19 protein-coding genes are annotated in these 20,113 nt (G+C 59.1%); 6 read left to right on the top strand and 13 right to left on the bottom strand.

Annotated elements, in window-relative coordinates; genetic code table 11:
- Positions 1-112: 112 nt before the first annotated feature.
- The 8 genes from odhB to C5750_RS12395 form a co-directional block, all read right to left on the bottom strand.
- Entirely contained in the window at positions 113-1,393 is a 1,281-nt protein-coding gene (gene odhB, locus C5750_RS12430) for a 2-oxoglutarate dehydrogenase complex dihydrolipoyllysine-residue succinyltransferase (RefSeq protein WP_105734204.1), read from the bottom strand.
- A 47-nt stretch (positions 1,394-1,440) separates the two neighbouring features.
- Positions 1,441-4,443: a 2-oxoglutarate dehydrogenase E1 component gene (locus C5750_RS12425; protein WP_105734203.1), complete on the bottom strand. Its 3,003-nt coding sequence runs from the start codon at positions 4,441-4,443 to the stop codon at positions 1,441-1,443.
- Between the two features lie 182 nt (positions 4,444-4,625).
- A complete protein-coding gene (sucD, locus tag C5750_RS12420; protein ID WP_105734202.1) occupies positions 4,626-5,540 on the bottom strand; it encodes a succinate--CoA ligase subunit alpha in 915 nt (304 codons plus the stop codon).
- A 12-nt stretch (positions 5,541-5,552) separates the two neighbouring features.
- Positions 5,553-6,038 (bottom strand): DUF1579 family protein, encoded by a 486-nt coding sequence (locus tag C5750_RS12415; protein ID WP_105734201.1) that lies wholly within the window; start codon positions 6,036-6,038, stop codon positions 5,553-5,555.
- An 11-nt stretch (positions 6,039-6,049) separates the two neighbouring features.
- A complete protein-coding gene (gene sucC / locus C5750_RS12410) occupies positions 6,050-7,243 on the bottom strand; it encodes an ADP-forming succinate--CoA ligase subunit beta (RefSeq protein WP_105734200.1) in 1,194 nt (397 codons plus the stop codon).
- 65 nt (positions 7,244-7,308) lie between these two features.
- Positions 7,309-8,271 carry a malate dehydrogenase gene (gene mdh, locus C5750_RS12405; RefSeq protein ID WP_105734199.1) on the bottom strand — a complete coding sequence of 321 codons (963 nt, stop codon included), beginning with the start codon at positions 8,269-8,271 and terminating at the stop codon, positions 7,309-7,311.
- Between the two features lie 293 nt (positions 8,272-8,564).
- Positions 8,565-9,746 (bottom strand): cell division protein ZapE, encoded by a 1,182-nt coding sequence (gene zapE / locus C5750_RS12400; protein WP_105734198.1) that lies wholly within the window; start codon positions 9,744-9,746, stop codon positions 8,565-8,567.
- 63 nt (positions 9,747-9,809) lie between these two features.
- Positions 9,810-10,361 (bottom strand): protease inhibitor Inh/omp19 family protein, encoded by a 552-nt coding sequence (locus C5750_RS12395; RefSeq protein ID WP_105734197.1) that lies wholly within the window; start codon positions 10,359-10,361, stop codon positions 9,810-9,812.
- 336 nt (positions 10,362-10,697) lie between these two features.
- Here C5750_RS12395 and C5750_RS12390 point away from each other — a divergent pair, with 336 nt between their 5' ends.
- The 6 genes from C5750_RS12390 (at position 10,698) to C5750_RS12365 (ending at position 17,034) form a co-directional block, all read left to right on the top strand.
- A complete protein-coding gene (locus C5750_RS12390; RefSeq protein WP_105734196.1) occupies positions 10,698-11,504 on the top strand; it encodes a siderophore-interacting protein in 807 nt (268 codons plus the stop codon).
- Between the two features lie 71 nt (positions 11,505-11,575).
- Positions 11,576-12,592, top strand: a complete 1,017-nt coding sequence (locus tag C5750_RS12385) for an NADP-dependent oxidoreductase (RefSeq protein WP_105734195.1) — start codon at positions 11,576-11,578, stop codon at positions 12,590-12,592.
- Positions 12,593-12,714: 122 nt separating this feature from the next.
- Positions 12,715-13,608, top strand: a complete 894-nt coding sequence (gene dapF, locus C5750_RS12380; protein WP_105734194.1) for a diaminopimelate epimerase — start codon at positions 12,715-12,717, stop codon at positions 13,606-13,608.
- Positions 13,608-14,891: a tRNA (N(6)-L-threonylcarbamoyladenosine(37)-C(2))-methylthiotransferase MtaB gene (mtaB, locus tag C5750_RS12375; RefSeq protein ID WP_105734193.1), complete on the top strand. Its 1,284-nt coding sequence runs from the start codon at positions 13,608-13,610 to the stop codon at positions 14,889-14,891. Before dapF ends, mtaB begins: the two co-directional genes overlap by 1 nt.
- A gap of 23 nt (positions 14,892-14,914) precedes the next feature.
- Complete coding sequence (gene ftsY, locus C5750_RS12370; RefSeq protein WP_105734192.1) at positions 14,915-16,366, top strand: signal recognition particle-docking protein FtsY; 1,452 nt, start codon at positions 14,915-14,917, stop codon at positions 16,364-16,366.
- Entirely contained in the window at positions 16,366-17,034 is a 669-nt protein-coding gene (locus tag C5750_RS12365) for a septation protein A (RefSeq protein ID WP_105734191.1), read from the top strand. Before ftsY ends, C5750_RS12365 begins: the two co-directional genes overlap by 1 nt.
- Positions 17,035-17,040: 6 nt before the next feature.
- Here C5750_RS12365 and C5750_RS12360 read toward each other — a convergent pair whose 3' ends face one another.
- From C5750_RS12360 to ccmA, 5 genes are all read right to left on the bottom strand, one after another.
- A complete protein-coding gene (locus tag C5750_RS12360) occupies positions 17,041-17,637 on the bottom strand; it encodes a DsbE family thiol:disulfide interchange protein (protein ID WP_105734190.1) in 597 nt (198 codons plus the stop codon).
- Positions 17,634-17,804 (bottom strand): heme exporter protein CcmD, encoded by a 171-nt coding sequence (gene ccmD / locus C5750_RS12355; RefSeq protein WP_105734189.1) that lies wholly within the window; start codon positions 17,802-17,804, stop codon positions 17,634-17,636. Before ccmD ends, C5750_RS12360 begins: the two co-directional genes overlap by 4 nt.
- Positions 17,801-18,571 carry a heme ABC transporter permease gene (locus tag C5750_RS12350; protein ID WP_105734188.1) on the bottom strand — a complete coding sequence of 257 codons (771 nt, stop codon included), beginning with the start codon at positions 18,569-18,571 and terminating at the stop codon, positions 17,801-17,803. The genes ccmD and C5750_RS12350 overlap by 4 nt, the downstream gene beginning before the upstream one ends.
- A 91-nt stretch (positions 18,572-18,662) precedes the next feature.
- A complete protein-coding gene (ccmB, locus tag C5750_RS12345) occupies positions 18,663-19,328 on the bottom strand; it encodes a heme exporter protein CcmB (protein WP_105734187.1) in 666 nt (221 codons plus the stop codon).
- A complete protein-coding gene (ccmA, locus tag C5750_RS12340) occupies positions 19,328-19,939 on the bottom strand; it encodes a heme ABC exporter ATP-binding protein CcmA (protein WP_105734186.1) in 612 nt (203 codons plus the stop codon). Before ccmA ends, ccmB begins: the two co-directional genes overlap by 1 nt.
- Positions 19,940-20,113: the final 174 nt, after the last annotated feature.

Genomic DNA, 20,113 nt, shown 5'->3' with positions numbered 1-20,113 from the left:
CGCCTTTCATCACGTCAGTTTGTGATTGGGCCGCAAGACTAAATCAATCCGGTGCAATTCACCACACTGCAAAAACGGCCCTGCCCTGCCGGCAAGGCCGTTCTTCGCAATCTTACAGATCGAGAACCAGACGTTCCGGATCTTCCAGACTTTCCTTGACCCGCACGAGGAAGGTCACGGCTTCCTTGCCGTCAACGATGCGATGATCATAGCTGAGGGCAAGATACATCATCGGACGGATAACGATCTGGCCGCCAACGACAACCGGACGGTCCTGGATCTTGTGCATGCCAAGAATACCGGACTGCGGTGCATTGAGGATCGGCGACGACATCAGCGAACCGTACACGCCGCCGTTGGAAATGGTGAATGTACCGCCCTGCATATCGGCCATCGACAGCGCGCCATCACGGGCAGCTCTGCCGAGACGGCCGATGTCCTTCTCGATTTCCGCAATCGACATCTGGTCGGCGTTGCGTACGACCGGCACGACAAGACCCTTGTCCGTACCGACGGCAACGCCGACATGGGCAAAGTTCTTGTAGATGATGTCAGTGCCATCGATCTCGGCATTGACCGCCGGGATTTCCTTCAGCGCATGCGTAACAGCCTTGGTGAAGAAACCCATGAAACCGAGCTTGACGCCATGCTTCTTCTCGAAGATTTCCTTGTAGCGGTTGCGCAGGTCCATCACCGCCGACATGTCCACTTCATTGTAAGTGGTCAGCATCGCAGCCGTGCTCTGGGCATCCTTGAGGCGGCGTGCAATGGTCTGGCGCAGGCGGGTCATTTTTACCCGCTCTTCACGTGAGGCATCATCAGCCGAAGAGGCTGGACGCGCCGCCTGCGGTGCCGGAGCAGCGGCAGGCTGTGCGGCAATGCCCTTGGCAACGGCATCAAGCACATCGCCCTTGAGAACCTGGCCGCGCTTTCCGGAACCCTCGACCTGCGAGACCGAAACGCCCTTTTCCGCCAGCAGCTTCGACGCTGCGGGGGACGCAGGCATCTCGCTCTCCTTGCGTTCCGTGATCGGCGTGTTGCCGGCAATCTGAGCAGCCTTGTTCTCGGCTTCTGCCGTGGACGACGCACCAGCGGCGCCCGATGCCTGGGCGATGGCTTCGGGCTTGGCCTCTTCCTTCTTCGCAGAAGCGGCACCGGCACCGCCAATCATGCCGAGCAAGGCGCCAACCTCGACCGTATCGCCTTCCTTGGCGGTGATTTCCTCAAGGGAACCGGCAGCGGAGGCTGGAACCTCGATCGTTACCTTATCGGTCTCGAGTTCCACCAAAGGCTCGTCGACGGCAATCGCATCGCCGACTTTCTTGAACCATTTGCCAATGGTCGCTTCGGAAACGGATTCGCCCAGCGTTGGGACGCGGATTTCGGTTGCCATGATCTTGCTCTTCCGTTGATCTTCAGATGACTTCTGTTTGTTGTGGTTTAGGCGCCGAGGGCATCTTCAAGGAATGCTTCGAGCTGTGCAAGGTGTTTGGACATGAGGCCCGTTGCAGGCGATGCAGCAGCAGGACGTCCGGTATAGCGGACGCGCTGATGCTTGGCATCGATATGCGCCAGAACCCATTCCAGATAGGGGTCGATGAAGGCCCAGGCACCCATGTTCTTGGGTTCTTCCTGACACCAGACCATCTCGGCATTGCGGAAGCGGGACAGTTCCGTGATCAGCGCCTTGGCCGGGAACGGATACAGCTGTTCCACCCGCAGCAGGTAGACGTCATCGATGCCGCGCTTTTCGCGCTCTTCGTAGAGGTCGTAGTAGACCTTGCCGGAGCAGAGCACGACGCGGCGGATCTTGGAGTCCTTCTGCAGCTTGATCGGCTGATCCTTCAACAGCTGCGCATCATCCCACAGCAGACGGTGGAACGAAGAATCGCCGGTGAAATCACCGATGGAAGACACGGCCCGCTTGTGGCGCAGCAGCGACTTCGGTGTCATCAGGATCAGCGGCTTGCGGAAATCGCGCTTCATCTGGCGGCGCAGGATGTGGAAGTAATTGGCAGGCGTGGTGCAGTTCGCCACCTGCATATTGTCTTCCGCACAGAGCTGCAGATAGCGCTCAAGACGCGCAGAGGAGTGTTCCGGTCCCTGGCCCTCATAGCCATGAGGCAGCAGGCAGACGAGGCCGGACATGCGCAGCCACTTGCGCTCACCCGAGGAGATGAACTGATCGAACACCACCTGGGCGCCGTTGGCGAAATCGCCGAACTGGGCTTCCCACAGGGTCAGCGCGCGCGGATCGGACAGCGAATAACCGTATTCGAAACCAAGCACGGCCTCTTCCGAAAGCATCGAATTGATGACTTCGTAGATGGCCTGGCCCTTCTGCAGGTTGTTGAGCGGGATGTAGCGCTGCTCGGTTTCCTGATCGTAGAGAACCGAATGACGCTGGCTGAACGTACCGCGTTCCACGTCCTGGCCGGACAGGCGGATCGGGTGGCCTTCGATAACCAGCGAGCCAAAGGCAAGAGCCTCGGCCATCGCCCAGTCGAATCCCTCGCCCGTTTCGATCATCTTGGCGCGGTTGTCCTGGAAACGCTGGATCGTCCGGTGCACGTTGAAACCGGCGGGAACCTCGGACAGTTTCTTGCCGATTTCCTTGACCGTCTTCAAGGGAAGCCCAGTCTTTCCGCGGCGTTGCTCGTCGGCATTATCGGCCGTGCGCAGACCGCTCCAGGCACCATCCAGCCAGTCGGCCTTGTTGGGCTTGTAATGCTGTCCGGCTTCGAATTCCTGTTCAAGCTTTTCGCGCCATGCGGCGCGCATGGCATCGACTTCCGCCTGATTGACCAGACCTTCATCGATCAGCTTCTGCGAATAGAGCTGTACGGTGGTCTTCTGGCCGCGGATCGTCTTGTACATCAGCGGCTGCGTGAACGCAGGCTCGTCGCCTTCATTGTGGCCGAAGCGGCGGTAGCAGAACATGTCGATGACCACCGGCTTGTGGAAGGTCATGCGATACTCGGTGGCAATCTTTGCCACATAGACCACCGCTTCCGGATCATCGCCATTCACGTGGAAAATCGGCGCCTCGATCATCTTGGCCACATCGGACGGATAGGGCGAGGAACGCGACAGCCGCGGATTGGTGGTAAAGCCGATCTGGTTGTTGATGATGAAATGCACCGTACCGGCAACGCGGTGCCCGCGCAGGCCGGAAAGGCCAAGACATTCCGCAACCACGCCCTGGCCGGCAAAGGCAGCATCGCCATGCAGCAGCAGCGGCATGATCTTGGCGCGCTCGGACAAAGGCACCATGTCGTCGCGTTCACGGCCGGCAAGGAGATCCTGCTTGGCGCGTGCCTTGCCCATGACAACCGGATTGACGATTTCGAGGTGCGACGGGTTCGCGGTCAGCGACAGATGAACCTTGTTGCCATCGAATTCGCGGTCCGAGGAAGCACCCAGGTGGTACTTCACGTCGCCCGAGCCTTCGACATCATCGGGCGTATAGGAGCCACCCTTGAATTCATGGAAAATGGCGCGGTGCGGCTTGGCCATGAACTGGCTGAGCACGTTCAGGCGGCCGCGATGCGCCATGCCAAGGACGATTTCCTTGAGACCCATCGATCCGCCGCGCTTGACGATCTGTTCGAGGGCCGGAATGAGCGATTCGCCGCCATCAAGACCGAAACGCTTCGTACCCTTGTACTTGACGTCAATGAACTGCTCGAAACCTTCAGCTTCGACCAGCTTGGAAAGGATGGCCTTCTTGCCTTCAGGCGTGAATGCGACGCCCTTGTCCGGGCCTTCGATGCGTTCCTGAATCCATGACTTTTCCACGGGATCGGAAATATGCATGAACTCGACGCCGATGGTCGAGCAATAGGTGCGCTGCAGGATGTCGAGCATCTGCGGGATCGTCGCATATTCGAGACCCAGCACATTGTCGATGAAGATCTTGCGGTCGTAGTCGGCGGGCGAGAAGCCGTAGCTCTCGGGGGAAAGCTCGTTGTAATCTTCCTTCACCTCAGCCAGACCCAGCGGATCAAGCTTGGCATGCAGGTGGCCGCGCATGCGGTAGGCGCGGATCATCATGATGGCACGGACCGAATCACGGGCAGCGTGGATGATGTCCGCGTCGGAAGCAGCCTTGGCAACAGGTGCAGCCGCGCCGTTGGCCGACTTTGCCTTCAGCTTGTCGGTGATGTGCTTTTCGACTTCACCCCAATTGCCGTCGAGCGCCGAAACCAGTTCGCCATTGCCGGCAATCGGCCAGTTCGGCTTCTCCCAGGAAGCGCCCTGCGCGTTCTTGATGACATCGGCCTTGCTGTCGTTGAGGTTGGCAAAGAATTCCTGCCATTCGGGCCCGACTGAATTCGGATCCTGCTCATACTGCGCATGCAGCTCCTCGATATAGTGAGCATTGCCACCATAGAGAAATGATGTGAGCGCAAAAATGTCGTTGGCCTGTTCTTGACGTGCCATGTGTGTGACCGGAGCACCCGCTCCGTCTCCCTTGATGAGAGCATCCGGGACATCGTGTCCCGGAACACTCTGGGTTGAGGTTTCCGGCCCTTGCCGGGAAATCCCCCTGAATTGATCAGGGCGAAAAGCCGCCCCGATCCGTCTTGATCCTTGCCGCAGGCGGAAATCCGCCCGCTTGGGTTTTAGCCCTTGAGGACTTCAACCAATGTCTTGCCGAGCTGCGCCGGTGATGGCGACACACGGATGCCAGCTGCTTCCATGGCAGCGATCTTGTCTTCCGCGCCGCCCTTGCCGCCGGAGATAACCGCGCCGGCATGACCCATTGTGCGTCCGGGAGGAGCCGTGCGCCCGGCAATGAAACCGGCCATCGGCTTCTTGCGGCCGCGCTTGGCTTCATCCGCGATGAACTGGGCTGCATCTTCCTCAGCCGAGCCGCCGATTTCGCCGATCATGATGATCGACTTGGTGGCTTCGTCAGCCAGGAACATTTCCAGGATATCGATGAACTCGGTGCCCTTTACAGGATCGCCGCCGATACCGACTGCAGTTGTCTGGCCAAGGCCTTCATTGGTTGTCTGGAACACTGCCTCATAGGTAAGTGTGCCGGAGCGGGATACAACACCCACCGAACCCTTCTGGAAGATATTACCCGGCATGATGCCGATCTTGCATTCTTCCGGGGTAAGCACGCCGGGGCAGTTCGGGCCGATCAGACGCGAGGCGGAACGCTCGAGGCGGGCCTTGACGCGAACCATGTCGATGACCGGAATGCCTTCGGTGATGCAGATGATCAGCGGGATTTCCGCATCGATCGCCTCGATGATGGCTTCGGCAGCACCTGCCGGCGGCACATAGATGACCGAGGCGTTGGCACCGGTGCGATCCTTGCCTTCGGCAACCGACGCAAAGATCGGCAGCTGGGCGCCGGCACCGGTCGGCAACTTGCCTTCCCAGGTCTCGCCGCCCTTTTTCGGGTGGATACCACCAACCATCTGGGTACCGTAATAGGCCAAAGCCTGTTCGGTGTGGAATGTTCCGGTCTTGCCGGTCAGGCCCTGCACGAGAACCTTGGTGTCTTTGTTGACGAGAATGGACATACGAGACCTTTTCTATTGGTGATCGACAGGCACGATACGGCGGTAGACACCGCTGACGACGTCCTGCCAGATGTCGCTTCCGGCCGGTGCAAATTCCACACGCAACCGGAACCGGTCTTGATCTTCGAATTGATAGCGGCTGCGGGCCTTGCCGCGTGGTGACGACTTTTCCAGAACCAGTTCGTCGCCGGACCATGTGCCCGTCGCCGGAGCGGGCGGGACAAAGCCGACGGTATCGAACTGATACAGCTTGTAGGTGCCGTCCTTGACATCGAAGCCGAAAATGTTCCGGGCCTCGAATGTCGTCTGGCCATCGCGAACCTGACGATAGGTCTGGTTCAGAAACAATCCGCCGAGATCGCTCTCGGCGGAAAGATATCCCTTCGCCGCCCCGGCACTGGTCCAGGGCGTGGCCGAAACCTGCTCGTCGCCTTCAAACGAACCCAGAAGGGCCTGAAGACGTTGATGCTCCGGTCGAAGGGGCGATGGGGTGGTCATCGGCGCGCTCTTTAGCCCTTGACTGCCTTGACGATCTTCTGAGCGGCGTCATCGAGATCATCGGCGGAAACGACGTTGAGGCCGCTTTCATTGATGATCTTCTTGCCGAGCTCGGCATTGGTGCCTTCAAGACGGACAACCAGCGGAACCTTCAGGCCCACTTCCTTGACCGCGGCGATCACACCCTCGGCAATCACATCGCATTTCATGATGCCGCCGAAAATGTTGATCAGGATGCCTTCAACCGCCGGATCGGCCGTGATGATCTTGAACGCAGCCGTCACCTTCTCCTTGCTGGCGCCGCCGCCAACGTCGAGGAAGTTCGCAGGCTCCGCACCATAAAGCTTGATGATGTCCATCGTTGCCATGGCAAGACCGGCACCATTGACCATGCAGCCGATGTTGCCGTCGAGAGCAACATAGGCCAGGTCATACTTGGAGGCCTCGATTTCCTTGGCGTCTTCTTCCGTGGTGTCACGCAGTTCAACCACGTCGGGATGACGGAACAGTGCATTGCCGTCGAAGGAAACCTTGGCATCTAGAACACGCAGACGGCCATTGGTCATGACGATCAGCGGATTGACTTCGAGCAGGCTCATGTCCTTCTCGGTGAACGCCTTGTACAGGATCGGGAACAGCGATTCACCATCCGTCCGGGCTTCGCCGGTCAGGCCGTACGCATCGTTGATCTTGTTTATGTCATCTGCCGTCACGCCCTTTTCGGGATCAATCGCCACGGTGATGATCTTTTCCGGTGTGTCGTGCGCGACAGCTTCAATGTCCATGCCGCCTTCCGTGGATACCACGAAAGCCGGGCGGCCGACCGTACGGTCGACGAGGATCGACAGATAAAGCTCGCGATCAATGTCCGCACCGTCTTCGATGTAAAGGCGGTTGACCTGCTTGCCGGCCGGGCCGGTCTGCTTGGTCACGAGCGTGTTACCGAGCATTTCCTTGGCATTGGCAACAACTTCTTCGACCGACCTGGAAAGGCGGACGCCGCCCTTCGCATCGGGACCGAGTTCCTTGAACTTGCCCTTGCCGCGGCCGCCCGCATGGATCTGGCTTTTCACCACGTAAAGCGGACCCGGCAGCGTCTTTGCCCACTCTTCCGCCTGCTCGACGGAATAGACGGCAACGCCATTGGCAATCGGCGCACCGAAGGAGTGGAGCAGGCGCTTGGCCTGATATTCGTGAATATTCATCAGTTAACTTCCTCTACGAAAAATCCGGTGCATGCACGGGATCGTTTCAGAACGTTCAGGCCGAATTACTTGAGGTTCGGCGCGATGGCGATGCAGGCTTCGCAAAGACCGGCGACAGAGGCCACCGAGTTTTCGAACGCCTTTTCTTCGGTCTTGTTGAGATCGATTTCGATGATGCGTTCCACGCCGCCGGCACCGATGATGACCGGAACGCCGACATACATGTCCTTAACGCCGTACTGGCCGGAGAGATGCGCTGCGACAGGCAGAACGCGCTTCTTGTCCTTGAGGAAGGCCTCAGCCATCTGGATTGCCGACGAAGCCGGGGCATAGAAGGCCGAACCGGTCTTCAGCAGGCCAACGATTTCCGCGCCGCCGTCACGGGTGCGCTGAATGATCTGGTCGAGCTTTTCCTGGCTGGTCCAGCCCATCTTGACGAGGTCCGGCAGCGGAATGCCGGCAACGGTGGAGTAACGGGCGAGCGGCACCATCGAATCGCCATGGCCGCCGAGAACGAAGGCCGTGACGTCTTCCACCGAAACCTTGAATTCATCAGCGAGGAAATAGCGGAAGCGGGCGCTGTCGAGAACGCCAGCCATGCCGACGACCATGTTCTTCGGCAGGCCGGAGAATTTCTGCAATGCCCAGACCATCGCGTCGAGCGGGTTGGTGATGCAGATGACAAATGCGTTGGGCGCGTACTTCTTGATGCCCGCGCCAACCTGTTCCATGACCTTGAGGTTGATGCCGAGCAGATCGTCACGGCTCATGCCGGGCTTGCGTGGGACACCCGCGGTCACGATGACCACATTCGAACCCTCGATCGCCGAATAGTCATTGGCGCCGACGAGCTTGGCGTCAAAATCGTCAACCGGTGACGACTGGGCAATATCGAGCCCTTTGCCCTGAGGAATGCCTTCTGCGATGTCGAAGAGCACGATGTCACCGAGCTCCTTGAGCCCGATCAAATGTGCCAATGTGCCACCGATCATGCCTGAACCGATGAGGGCGATTTTGTTACGTGCCATGCTGGTTACTTCCCTGATCTGAAGTCTGGACGGACGCCAAAGGACATCGACGACACCGGGCACAGCCCGCGATCATGCGCCTTTGCGTTGGGACGTTCGAATATTCCTCTTTCAAAAATAACTCAACCAAAAATTTTCCCCTCAATAAATTCAATCGTTTAGATTTGATGGGATTTACGTAAACGTCAATTGGATTTAGCTTGGGGAAGGTTTTTCTGGCATTATCTAACATAGGCAACATATCAAAATGATGAAATAAGGGCGACCCGTATCACAGTCATTTGATAGCCCGCTCAGGCTTCCGAGGATATCGGCATTTCCTGCGCCTGCGCTGCTTCGCTCAGGTACTCCTCGCTCTGCATTTCAAAAAGCCGGGATGCGGTGCGGTCGAACTCGAAAGCTTCGGTGCCGCGCTTGGCTTCATAAAGCTTGTCCGGTGACGCCGCCGCAGAAATCACCACGTGCACGTGGTGATCGTACAAAATGTCGATCAGGATAATGAAACGCTTGGCCTCGTTGCGCCTGGCATAGTCGAGAATCGGTACATCATCGATGAAGATGGTCTGGTAACGCGCAATGATGGCCGCATAGTCCAGCGCGCCCAAAGGCTTCGAGCAGAGATCGGCAAAGCCAAAACGCGCCGCATGCCGTGCCGCCCGCGGCACCATCACATTGTGGCCTTTGACTTTGAAATGGTCTTCTGAAACGGCAGCACCTTCGGTTGCCGTGTGCCAGGCTTCATCCATTCCCTGCTTTGTCGCATCGGACAAAGGCGAGAGATAAACCGGCATGCGGTTGAGCTTCTCCAGCCGGTAATCCGTGCGGGCATCCAGATTGACCACATCGACATGGGTCTTGAGCAGGTCGATGAACGGCAGGAACAGCTGGCGGTTCAGACCATCGCGATAGAGATTGTCCGGCTCCACATTGGACGTCGCAATGAGCACAACACCGCGCTCGAACAGTGCCCTGAACAAACGCGACAGGATCATCGCATCGGCGATATCCGTGACAGTGAACTCGTCGAAACACAAAACCCAGGCCTGTTCCGCCAGCGCATCGGCAACGGGCGGGATCGGATCGTCCTGCTTCGTCTCGCCGTTCTTGTGGGCCTTGCGATGCGCATTGATGCGCTCGTGCACGTCAGCCATGAAGTCAAGAAAATGCGCCCGGCGCTTGCGCTTGGCCGGAACAAGCTGATGAAACATGTCCATCAGCATGGTTTTGCCGCGTCCCACCTCGCCAAAGATATAAAGGCCCTTGATTATCTCGTGCCGCGGCGAACGGCGGCTGAACAGCCAGCCCAGCGCACTGGACTTGGTGGCAAGCCGTTTTGTCGCCAGCTCGCGTATCAGCCGGTCGAAACGATCCGCCAGTTGCTCTTGTGCCGGATCGGCAGCAATATCCCCCGCCTGCACCAGCGAATCGTAGCGCTCGCGCACGGAGGGAAACACTTTCAGATTATCGTGCGACATGCGGACTGCAGTCTCCGGACGTGTGCAGCCGCCGAATTCGCGCTGCACACTCCCATTTCGGGCTTAACGCGACAGGCTCAGATTCTGCCCGCCGGAGGTCTGGCCATCAAAGCGTGACGACCCTGAGGAGTAAAGCCGCGCGACCGTTCCACCCGCCGCATCATACAGGGTGAGCTGCTTGCCGCTCACGGCCCAGGATGAAAGATTGGCCAGTTCACCCGGGCAACGCAACGGACCGGCGCGATAACCCTGACCGAACTTGGTCTGCGGCGTTGCGATCTTGCAGGACTGACCGGCCAGAGAGGCGTTCCAGACGCCGGCCACACTGCTGGCCGTCACATCAGGAGCGTTTGCCGGCGGAAGCGACGCGACCTGCGTGCCCTGGGCGGCAGGCGCAGCACCGCTACCGGTGGTTGGTGCGGTTGGAAACTGATTGGCGCCGCCGGGCGGCGGTAGCTGGCTCTGGGTCACGGTTCCGGACGGCGCAGACTGCAAGGGCGCAGGCCGGGGCGTAACGCGGTCCATACCATCATTGTCAAAGCGCGTACTCTGGCAGCCTGCCAGAACCATGCCGACAGCGGCAACGGCCAGCAAATTGACGTTCAAAGTCCCCATAGTCTTACTCTCCATCTACGCATCAACCAGAAAAAATGCGATTCGACTTGGCATTGTCACCCGCGATACAAAGGATATCGCAGCGAAATTTCAACCCGCCAGACGGCAAAACAGGCCTGTTTCCGGCCCGCCGCCGCGGCAGAAGCATCAAAAACTCCCTGAACTGGCAATATCGCCACACTATCCAGAGCTATTCCCGTTCGGCCCGAAGCCATAACCTTACGCAAGTCAACCATTTTAAGGTGAATAAAGTCTTATGATGGCAATATGGGGTGATGACAGAAAAGTGTGAGGAGCCCCATTGAGTTCCGTTGGCGGCAGGAGTATTTCTTGAGTATGACACTCATGAATAAAACACCACAAAGAATTCGCCATGAAACGCGCCTGCGTCTTCTCGATGTGCAGGACGTGAAACATCTGACACCGCGCATGGTGCGCGTTACCCTTGCCGGCGACCAGCTGGAAGGATTTGTCAGTGCCGGTTATGGCGATCACATCAAGGTTTTCTTCCCGCCTGCCGGCAGCGGGCCGATTGTTCCCGTGCTCGGCCCCGATGGGATCAGTTTTCCCGAAGACAAGCCGCGACCAGAGATGCGTGACTACACGCCGCGCAGCTATCATACGGCATCCAACACCCTTGATGTCGATTTCGTGCTGCATGGTGACGGCCCCGCGTCCACATGGGCAGCCCAGGCCAAACCAGGCCAGCAGATCGTCATTGGCGGCCCTCGCGGATCGATGATCATTCCCGATGCCTATGACTGGTACTTCCTGGCAGGTGACGAGACGGCCCTGCCCGCCATCGGGCGCCGCCTCGAAGAACTGCCGGCCACGGCCCGCGTCGTCGCAGTGATTGAGGTCGAGGATAAAGCCGAAGAACAGGATCTCAAGACCAGCGCCAATGCCGGGATCGTCTGGGTCCACCGCAATGGTGCGGAGGCGGGTAACAATGAGCTGTTGCTGCGAACGATTGAAAGCCTGACATTGCCCGAGGGCGATTGCTACGCCTTCATCGCCTGCGAAAGCGGCATATCCAAATCCATCCGCAACCATCTGGTCGAGCAGCGCGGCTTCAACGGCGAGTGGGTGAAAGCGGCTGGCTACTGGTTGCGCGGCGTGGCGGACGCTCACGAACCCCACTGACAATCATCTTTGCGTTGCCGGGCTGAGAGGGCTGGGGTAGGGTTTATGCCCTCCCCATAAGGATCAAGGCCATGTCCCAGCCGCAAAACACGCGCATCGTCCTCGCATCCAGGCCACAAGGTCCGGTAAAACCTGATAATTTCCGAATCGAAACCGTACCGGTTCCCGCGCCTGGCGATGGTGAGGTCCTGCTCAAGATTCTGTTCCTGTCTCTCGATCCCTATATGCGCGGCCGCATGGACGACGCGGTGTCCTATGCGGCCCCGGTTGCCGTTGACGGGGTCATGGAAGGCGGAACCGTTGCGGAGGTGATCGAGAGCAAACATCCCGGTTACAAACCTGGCGATATCGTTCTCTCCCATTCCGGCTGGCAGAGCTACGCCCTCTCCGACGGTACCGGTCTGCGCAAGCTCGATCCGGATGCCGCGCCACTGTCAACGGCTGTCGGCATTCTCGGCATGCCGGGTTTTACAGCCTATGCGGGACTCCTGACTATCGGCCAGCCCAAGCCCGGCGAAACCGTCGTTGTCGCCGCCGCCAGCGGGCCGGTGGGATCGACGGTCGGCCAAATCGCCCGAATCAAGGGTGCACGGGCTGTCGGCATTGCCGGCGGCGCAGACAAATGCGCATTCGTCCGCGACGAACTGGGGTTCGATGTCGCGATTGACCACCGCGCACCCGATTTTGCCGAACAGCTGCAACAGGCCTGTCCGAAGGGTATCGACGTTTACTTTGAAAATGTCGGCGGTGCAGTTTGGGACGCGGTTTTCCCGCTGCTCAACACGTTCGCGCGTGTACCGGTCTGCGGTCTGATCGCACAATATGACGGCCTTGACCTTTCCGGCAAGGATCGCCTGCCGGCGCTCATGCGCGACATCCTGAAGAAGAGCCTGACTGTACGCGGTTTCATCCAGCGTGAGTTCATTGATCAGCGACCGGTCTTCCTTGAAACCATGAGCGGCTGGTTGCACAGCGGCGAGGTCAAGTATCGCGAGGACATTGTCGATGGGCTCACCAATGCTCCGGAAGCTTTCATGGGGCTTCTGAAAGGGCATAATTTCGGCAAGCTGGTGATCCGGGTCGCCTGACGCCGGACAGGGTCGAATGCCAGTGATACAGCTTTGATACGGCTGGCACTGGCAATTCTTCACCTTTTCCGCCATATAAGCCCTCTATCGGCATCGGAATGGCTATACAGGCTGACGGAAGCATGGCAGTGCGCACGCAATTTGCAAAGATGAACGGGCTTGGCAACGAGATAATCGTTGCCGACATGCGTGGCCGTGCGGATCATGTTGCGCCGGGAGCCGCCATTGCGCTCAATGGCGATCCAGCCACCAAGTTCGATCAGATCATGGCAATCCATGCGCCGCGCACCCAGGGTACGGAAGCCTATATCGAGATCATCAACTCTGACGGTACCCAGGCACAGGCCTGCGGCAACGGCATGCGCTGTGTCGTCCAGGCGCTTGCCGCCGAAACCGGCAGGCGCGAATTTACCTTCGAAACCATCGCCGGAATTTTGACGGCTCATGAACATGCCGACGGCATGATTTCCGTCGATATGGGCAAGCCGCGTTTCGGCTGGCAGGACATCCCGCTGGCTGAAGCCTTCCACGACACGCGACAGATCGAATTGCAGATCGGGCCGATTGATGCGCCCGTCCTGCACTCCCCTTCCGTCGCAAGCATGGGCAACCCGCACGCGATCTTCTGGGTCAATCAGGATGTATGGACCTATGATCTCGAACGTTTTGGCCCGCTGCTCGAAAATCACCCGATTTTCCCCGAACGCTCCAATATCTCGATTGCCCATGTGACCAGCCGCAATGCCATGACCCTGCGCACCTGGGAGCGCGGTGCCGGGCTGACCCGGGCCTGCGGTTCGGCCGCCTGTGCTGCGGCCGTTTCCGGCGCCCGCACGGGCCGCACCGAGCGAACCGTGACAGTCACAGTGCCCGGTGGTCCCCTGGTGATTGAATGGCTGGACAATGACCATGTCATGATGACCGGACCCGCCGAATGGGAATTTTCCGGCTCGTTTGATCCACAGAGCGGTCAATGGCAGCGGGACGAAACAGCGCCATCGCAGGGAGCCGCCTGATGGCTGTGGATGTCGTCACATTTGGCTGCCGCCTCAACACCTACGAATCCGAGGTGATGAAGCGCGAGGCCGACGCCGCCGGGCTTGGCGCGCTGGAAAATGGTGCAATCATCTTCAACACCTGTGCCGTGACCAGCGAAGCCGTACGGCAGGCGCGGCAGGCAATCCGCAAGGCACGCCGCGACAATCCGCAGGCCCGCATCATTGTCACCGGCTGTGCCGCCCAGACCGGAGCCGACGAATTTGCCGCCATGGACGAGGTTGATCTCGTTCTCGGCAACGAGGAAAAGCTGAAATCCAATTCCTATCGCATGCTGCCCGATTTCGGTGTCAACCAGTTCGAAAAGGTGCGCGTCAACGACATCATGGAGGTGCGTGAAACCGCATCGCACATGGTCGATGCCATCGAGGGCCGGGTACGGGCCTTTGTGCAGGTGCAGAACGGCTGCGATCATCGCTGCACCTTCTGCATCATCCCCTATGGCCGCGGCAATTCCCGGTCCGTACCGATGGGGGGCGTGATCGAACAGGTCAAGCGGCTCGTCGGCAACGGCTATAACGAAGTGGTCCTCACCGGCGTCGACATGACGAGTTACGGCCCCGACCTGCCGGGCAGCCTGCGCCTTGGAAAACTCGTAAAAACCGTTCTCAGCCAGGTACCCGACCTGAAGCGCCTGCGCCTTTCATCCATCGATTCGATTGAAGCGGATGATGATCTGATGGAGGCACTGGCTACGGAAACCCGCCTGATGCCGCACCTGCATCTGTCGCTGCAGTCGGGCGACAACATGATCCTGAAGCGGATGAAGCGTCGCCATTTGCGCGAGAACTCCATCGAGTTCTGCGAAAATGTTCGCAAGATCCGCCCCGATATCGTGTTCGGCGCGGATATCATTGCCGGTTTTCCTACCGAGACCGATGCAATGTTTGAAAACTCCATCGGTATTGTCGAGGAATGCGGCCTCACGCATCTGCATGTCTTCCCGTTCAGCCCGCGCGAAGGCACGCCTGCAGCGCGCATGCCGCAGGTGAACCGGCAGATCGTCAAAGCCCGCGCTGCCCGGCTGCGGGCGGCGGGCGAGGCCGCTTATCGCTCCCACCTCGACCGTCTTGTCGGCACGAATCAGCGCATACTCGTCGAACGCGAGGGGCTTGGCCGGACCGAAGGGTTTACCCTCGTCGGCCTGAATGGCGGGGCACCCGGCGAAATCATTGAACGACCGATCAGCGGGCATGACGGCGACAGGCTGCTGGCCGCGGACAGCGACCGGCACGCAGCGTAATCACAACGAGCAAAGCAGCATTCATGGCTCTGGGTTTTATCAAAAAGATATTTTCATTCGGCAAAAAGGAAGTCGACGAGGTTCCGGCCGAAGCACCTGCCCCCGCGCTCGAGGCACCCGTTCATCCGACCATCGAACAGGTGTATGAGGACACGACGGCACAGGAAGCCCTGCCCGTTCCTGGCGAGGCGGAGCCGGTCGAGACCAAATTTGTTGAACCTGTGCCCGTTGCAGAACCAGCGCCGGTTGCGGCCGAGCCGGAACCTGAACCGGTCTTGGCGCCAATTGTACCGGAGACAATATTGGCCGAGCCCGAACCGGTTGTCCCGCCGGTCGAGGAAGAGCTGCCCATTCCGTTCAACGCCGCGGAAGAGCCGTTTGAACAGACGCTGGCAGAAGCGCTCACACCGCCCGTGCATGTGCCGGAACCCGTCATCGACGTGCCTGCACCGGTGGAGCCGGTTGCACCAGCCAAGCCCGCTTCATCAAAGGTAACGGTCACCAGGACGGTCGAGGAGAAGAAGGCCGAAGAGCAGGTCAGCGCCGAGCCAGAGAAACGCCTTACCTGGTTCGAACGGCTGCGCAAGGGCCTGGCCCGCTCTTCCCAACAGCTGGGCGATTCCATCGGCGGCATCTTTACTCGCCGCAAGCTCGATGAAGACACGCTGCAGGATCTCGAAGATGTGCTGATTCAGGCGGACCTCGGCATGGAAACCGCCATCCGCATCACCGGTTCCCTGAGCGCCACACGTTACGGCAAGGATATCAGTTCGGAAGAAGTCCGCACCATCATGGCAACGGAGATCGAAAAGGTCCTCGGGCCGGTTGCCAAGCCGCTGGAGCTCGACCTTTCGCACAAGCCGCATGTCATTCTGGTAGTCGGCGTCAACGGCACCGGCAAGACCACAACCATCGGCAAGCTAGCGGCCAAGCTCACCGCAGGCGGCCTCAGCGTCATGCTGGCGGCCGGCGATACATTCCGCGCTGCGGCGATCGAGCAATTGCATATCTGGGGCAAGCGCACCGGCGCACCGGTGGTTTCGTCGAAGCTTGGTGCTGATGCGGCCGGACTTGCCTATGATGCTTGGAAACAGGCGAAGGAGGCCGGAAGCGACGTCCTGATCATCGACACGGCCGGACGCCTGCAGAACCGAACCGAACTGATGGACGAACTTGCCAAGATCGTCCGCGTCCTCGGCAAGAACGATCCCGAAGCACCGCATACCGTGCTGCAGACACTGGATGCCACCACCGGTCAGAATGCCCTCAATCAGGTCGAGATTTTCAAGAATATCGCCGGCGTCAATGGCCTCGTCATGACCAAGCTCGACGGCACGGCGCGCGGCGGCATTCTCGTTGCCATTTCAGCCAAGCACAAATTGCCGGTCTATTTCATCGGCGTGGGCGAGCAGGTCGATGATCTCGAGCCCTTTGCCGCCAAAGATTTTGCCAAAGCCATCGCGGGAGTTGCATGATGGATCAATCCGTATTTGAACGGGATCCGTCCGATCCCAAGCGCAAGGAAGTCACACCTCTTCTCAAGCTGGTGCTGGAACTCGGACCGCTGATGGTCTTCTTCTTCGCCAATTCCCGCGGCGAATGGCTGATCGAACGCTTTCCCGTGCTGGCCAATATCGGCGGGCCGATTTTCATCGCCACCGCGCTGTTCATGGTTGCAACCGTGCTGGCGCTTGCCGTGTCGTGGATATTGATCCGCAGCCTGCCGATCATGCCGCTGGTTTCAGGCATCGTGGTACTGGTGTTTGGTTCCCTGACGCTTTGGCTGCACGACGAAAACTTCATCAAGATAAAGCCGACCATCATCAATGCCCTGTTCGGAGTGATCCTGCTGGGCGGTCTCTATTTCGGCAAATCGCTTCTCGGTTATGTGTTCGACAGTGCCTTCAAGCTCAATCCCGAGGGCTGGCGCAAACTCACCCTGCGCTGGGGCATATTCTTCCTATTCCTGGCCGTTCTGAACGAAGTGGTCTGGCGCAGCTTTTCGACGGATTTCTGGGTTGCCTTCAAGGTCTGGGGCACCATGCCGATCACCTTGCTGTTCACCTTCGCGCAAATGCCGCTGGTGATGAAACACTCGCTTGAGCCACTCGCAGGCAAAGGCGCGCAGGGCAAGGAAAAATAGCCGGTCTTAAGGCTTCAGCGCCTTTTCAACAGCAGGCATCAGATCATCACGGATCGATGCCTCGCTGAAAGGTCCGACGTGCTTGTAGAGAATGGTGCCGGCGCGACCGACAAGGAACGTTTCCGGCACGCCATAGACACCCCATTCGATCCCGGCCCGGCCGCTCGCATCAACACCGATCATGTCGAACGGATTGCCAAGTTCACCCAGGAATTTCAGAGCGTTTTCGTCCTTGTCCTTATAGTTGAGACCGGCGATACGAAACCGCTTGTCCTTGGCAAGCTGCATCAACAGTGGATGTTCTGCACGGCACGGCACACACCACGAGCCAAAGACATTGACCAGTGTCAGTTGGCCCTTGAATGCGGAGGGATCGATACCCGGAACCGGTTGCCCGCCCCTGGTCAGTCCCGCCAGAGCCGGAAGGGTCAGGTTCGGAGCTGGCTTGCCGATCAATGCCGACGGGATGACGCTTTCGTCTCGCCCAAGCGCGAGCTGAAAGGCAAAGATACCGGCCAGAACCACAAAGAGCAGCAGGGGCAGGAATGCAAACAGCGAGAAGCGCCGGTGTGGAGCCTGCCCTTTAATATCCGGCCCGCTCACGATGCATTATCCGTTCGCGCTTCGGAGCGGCGGCGAATGCCGCGGGTTTCCAGTTCCTGCAGTGCGAGGCGCTGCGTGCGCTGATCGATCAGTATCCAGCCGACGAGTGCCACGAGGACCGCGATGGACACGCCGTAGGATGCAAGGACGAAAGCCGTATGGGTCATGATGACACTCCCCTCCGTTCCGCACTGCGAGCCGCAATTCGGCGCATGGCGACAACCCGTCTGCGCCAGATCTCATTGCGCATCGCCATGATGTGCAGGGTAAAGAACAGGAGCGTGAAGCCGACGGCCATCACGAGAAGCGGCCAGAGCAATGAAGGATGAATGGTTGGTCCGCCCATGCGGATAACCGACGCGGGCTGATGCAATGTGTTCCACCAGTCGACGGAGAACTTGATGATCGGAATGTTGATGAAGCCGACCAGCGTCAGGATGGCCGTGGCCTTGGAGGATTTTGCCGGATCGTCCATCGCACGGGTCAGCGCAATGATACCAAGATACATCAGGAACAGCACGAAAACCGACGTCAGCCGCGCATCCCACACCCACCATGTGCCCCACATGGGCTTGCCCCACAATGAGCCGGTAATCAGGGCGAGAGCCGTGAAAGCAGCGCCAATGGGTGCCGCTGCCTTGGCAGAGACATCCGCCAGCGGGTGACGCCAGACCAGCGTTCCGATGGCCGAAATGCTCATGACCGTATAGCACATCATCGACAGCCAAGCGAAAGGCACGTGGATGAACATGATTTTGACGGTCGAGCCCTGCTGGTAGTCATCGGGCGCCTGGAAAGACATCCACAATCCGGCAGCCAAAACCAGCAATGTGATCCCGACAAGCCATGGCAGCACGATCCCGGCAAAATTGATGAACCGGGTCGGATTGGCCAGATCGACCCAGCGTCCGGCTTTTGAAGCAGCGTCACTCATGGCGATTTCTTAGCTTCCCGGACTTAGTTTCGCAATTCACCATCACATGATCCTCCCAAGCCCGAAAAGATCGTGCGTCGCGCAGCCCATGTCAATCAGCCGATGATTTCAATGCGGCAGCAGCGGCCAGTGGCCCAATGACCGCAAAGAACAGTGTAATTGCAACGAGAATCAGAAAGGGCGCGACAAATGGCGCGGGGTCTTCCACCGCGCCATAGGCTGCGGACACCCCGAAGATCAGCACGGGAATGGTCAACGGCAGGATGATCACCGATACGAGCAGGCCGCCGCGCGGCAATGCCACGGCAACCGCGGCGCCGACTGCTCCGATCAGCGTAATGGCCGGTGTGCCGACGAACAGCGTCAGGGTTGTCGCCCCGATAGCCGCCGGCTCCATGTTCATGAACAAACCGAGCAAGGGGGAGGCAATGACCAGAGGCAGCACACATGTGCTCCAATGCGCCAGGCATTTCACCAGAACGGTCAACGCCAGCATGTGCCTGTCCGACGCCATGATCAGCAGATCGAGAGATCCGTCATCGCGATCGGCCTGAAACAGCCGGTCGAGACCCAGCAGCGTCGCCAGAAGCGCGCCGATCCACAGCATCGCCGGTCCAATTCGTGCAAGAAGCTTCAAATCCGGCCCGACACCGAACGGCACGACGGCGATAACGGCGAGAAAGAACAATATCCCGATCAGCACGCCCCCGCCGGCACGCAGACCCAACCGGGTGTCGCGGAGAAACAGCGCAAGCATCAGAAGCCGTTCCTTCCCATCACGAGTTCCTGGGCACCGTCCAATCCCAGCGGCAGATGGGTCGCGGCGATGACGATGCCCCCGCCGGAAAGATGCGCATGCATGACACCGGCGAACTGATCCTCCGATCGCTTGTCGAGGCCCGCCGTCGGCTCGTCCAGAAGCCAGACCGGACGGCGGCTGATCAGAAGCCGCGCAATACTGGCACGCCGTTTTTGCCCGGTGGAGAGATAGCCGAACGGCAAATGGCCGATATCGCCGAGCTGGACGCGGTCCAGCGCTTCAGCAATTGTATAGTCGCCGATGCCGTTGAACGATTGCCAGAAGTGCAGATTCTCTTCAACGCTCAGGACGGGTTTCATGGCGTTGAGGTGGCCGAGATAGTGGCAGGCGGAAACAAGCCCGTCGAAATCCGCTGGCGCGTCGTCAAGCCGGATACGGCCTTCGGCTTTGTCCAGAAGTCCGCCGATGATTCGCAGGAGCGTTGACTTGCCGGCCCCGTTTGGCCCGGTGATCATCAGTGCCTCTCCGCCCGTGACGGCAAAGTTCAGTCCGGAAAACAAAATCTCCCCGCCCCGCTCCCCTGCCAGATTTTCGGCGACTAACCGCATGAAGTTCCCGCTCTTGTTAACCCCGACATGCCGCCCGGAATGACCCCTGTGCATTTCGACGCAGTCTCAAATTTTGACGAATGTCGGTCTGGCACAGATCGATGAAAATCTCTATATAGCAGTCAACCATGCCAGCGGTCGGTATGGAAACCATTTTTGGCCGATCTTCAATAC

The sequence above is a fragment of the Phyllobacterium myrsinacearum genome, from assembly GCF_002980555.1.
GTDB classification, from domain to species: Bacteria; Pseudomonadota; Alphaproteobacteria; order Rhizobiales; family Rhizobiaceae; genus Phyllobacterium; species Phyllobacterium myrsinacearum.
This window is presented reverse-complemented; position numbering and strand designations above follow the sequence as displayed.

What these genes read in the sequence shown, in the direction of transcription:
- odhB (WP_105734204.1), bottom strand. Translation starts at nt 1,393, where the DNA reads ATGGCAACCGAAATCCGCGTCCCAACGCTGGGCGAATCCGTTTCCGAA.
- C5750_RS12425 (WP_105734203.1), bottom strand. Translation starts at nt 4,443, where the DNA reads ATGGCACGTCAAGAACAGGCCAACGACATTTTTGCGCTCACATCATTT.
- sucD (WP_105734202.1), bottom strand. Translation starts at nt 5,540, where the DNA reads ATGTCCATTCTCGTCAACAAAGACACCAAGGTTCTCGTGCAGGGCCTG.
- C5750_RS12415 (WP_105734201.1), bottom strand. Translation starts at nt 6,038, where the DNA reads ATGACCACCCCATCGCCCCTTCGACCGGAGCATCAACGTCTTCAGGCC.
- sucC (WP_105734200.1), bottom strand. Translation starts at nt 7,243, where the DNA reads ATGAATATTCACGAATATCAGGCCAAGCGCCTGCTCCACTCCTTCGGT.
- mdh (WP_105734199.1), bottom strand. Translation starts at nt 8,271, where the DNA reads ATGGCACGTAACAAAATCGCCCTCATCGGTTCAGGCATGATCGGTGGC.
- zapE (WP_105734198.1), bottom strand. Translation starts at nt 9,746, where the DNA reads ATGTCGCACGATAATCTGAAAGTGTTTCCCTCCGTGCGCGAGCGCTAC.
- C5750_RS12395 (WP_105734197.1), bottom strand. Translation starts at nt 10,361, where the DNA reads ATGGGGACTTTGAACGTCAATTTGCTGGCCGTTGCCGCTGTCGGCATG.
- C5750_RS12390 (WP_105734196.1), top strand. Translation starts at nt 10,698, where the DNA reads ATGACACTCATGAATAAAACACCACAAAGAATTCGCCATGAAACGCGC.
- C5750_RS12385 (WP_105734195.1), top strand. Translation starts at nt 11,576, where the DNA reads ATGTCCCAGCCGCAAAACACGCGCATCGTCCTCGCATCCAGGCCACAA.
- dapF (WP_105734194.1), top strand. Translation starts at nt 12,715, where the DNA reads ATGGCAGTGCGCACGCAATTTGCAAAGATGAACGGGCTTGGCAACGAG.
- mtaB (WP_105734193.1), top strand. Translation starts at nt 13,608, where the DNA reads ATGGCTGTGGATGTCGTCACATTTGGCTGCCGCCTCAACACCTACGAA.
- ftsY (WP_105734192.1), top strand. Translation starts at nt 14,915, where the DNA reads ATGGCTCTGGGTTTTATCAAAAAGATATTTTCATTCGGCAAAAAGGAA.
- C5750_RS12365 (WP_105734191.1), top strand. Translation starts at nt 16,366, where the DNA reads ATGGATCAATCCGTATTTGAACGGGATCCGTCCGATCCCAAGCGCAAG.
- ccmD (WP_105734189.1), bottom strand. Translation starts at nt 17,804, where the DNA reads ATGACCCATACGGCTTTCGTCCTTGCATCCTACGGCGTGTCCATCGCG.
- C5750_RS12350 (WP_105734188.1), bottom strand. Translation starts at nt 18,571, where the DNA reads ATGAGTGACGCTGCTTCAAAAGCCGGACGCTGGGTCGATCTGGCCAAT.
- ccmB (WP_105734187.1), bottom strand. Translation starts at nt 19,328, where the DNA reads ATGCTTGCGCTGTTTCTCCGCGACACCCGGTTGGGTCTGCGTGCCGGC.
- ccmA (WP_105734186.1), bottom strand. Translation starts at nt 19,939, where the DNA reads ATGCGGTTAGTCGCCGAAAATCTGGCAGGGGAGCGGGGCGGGGAGATT.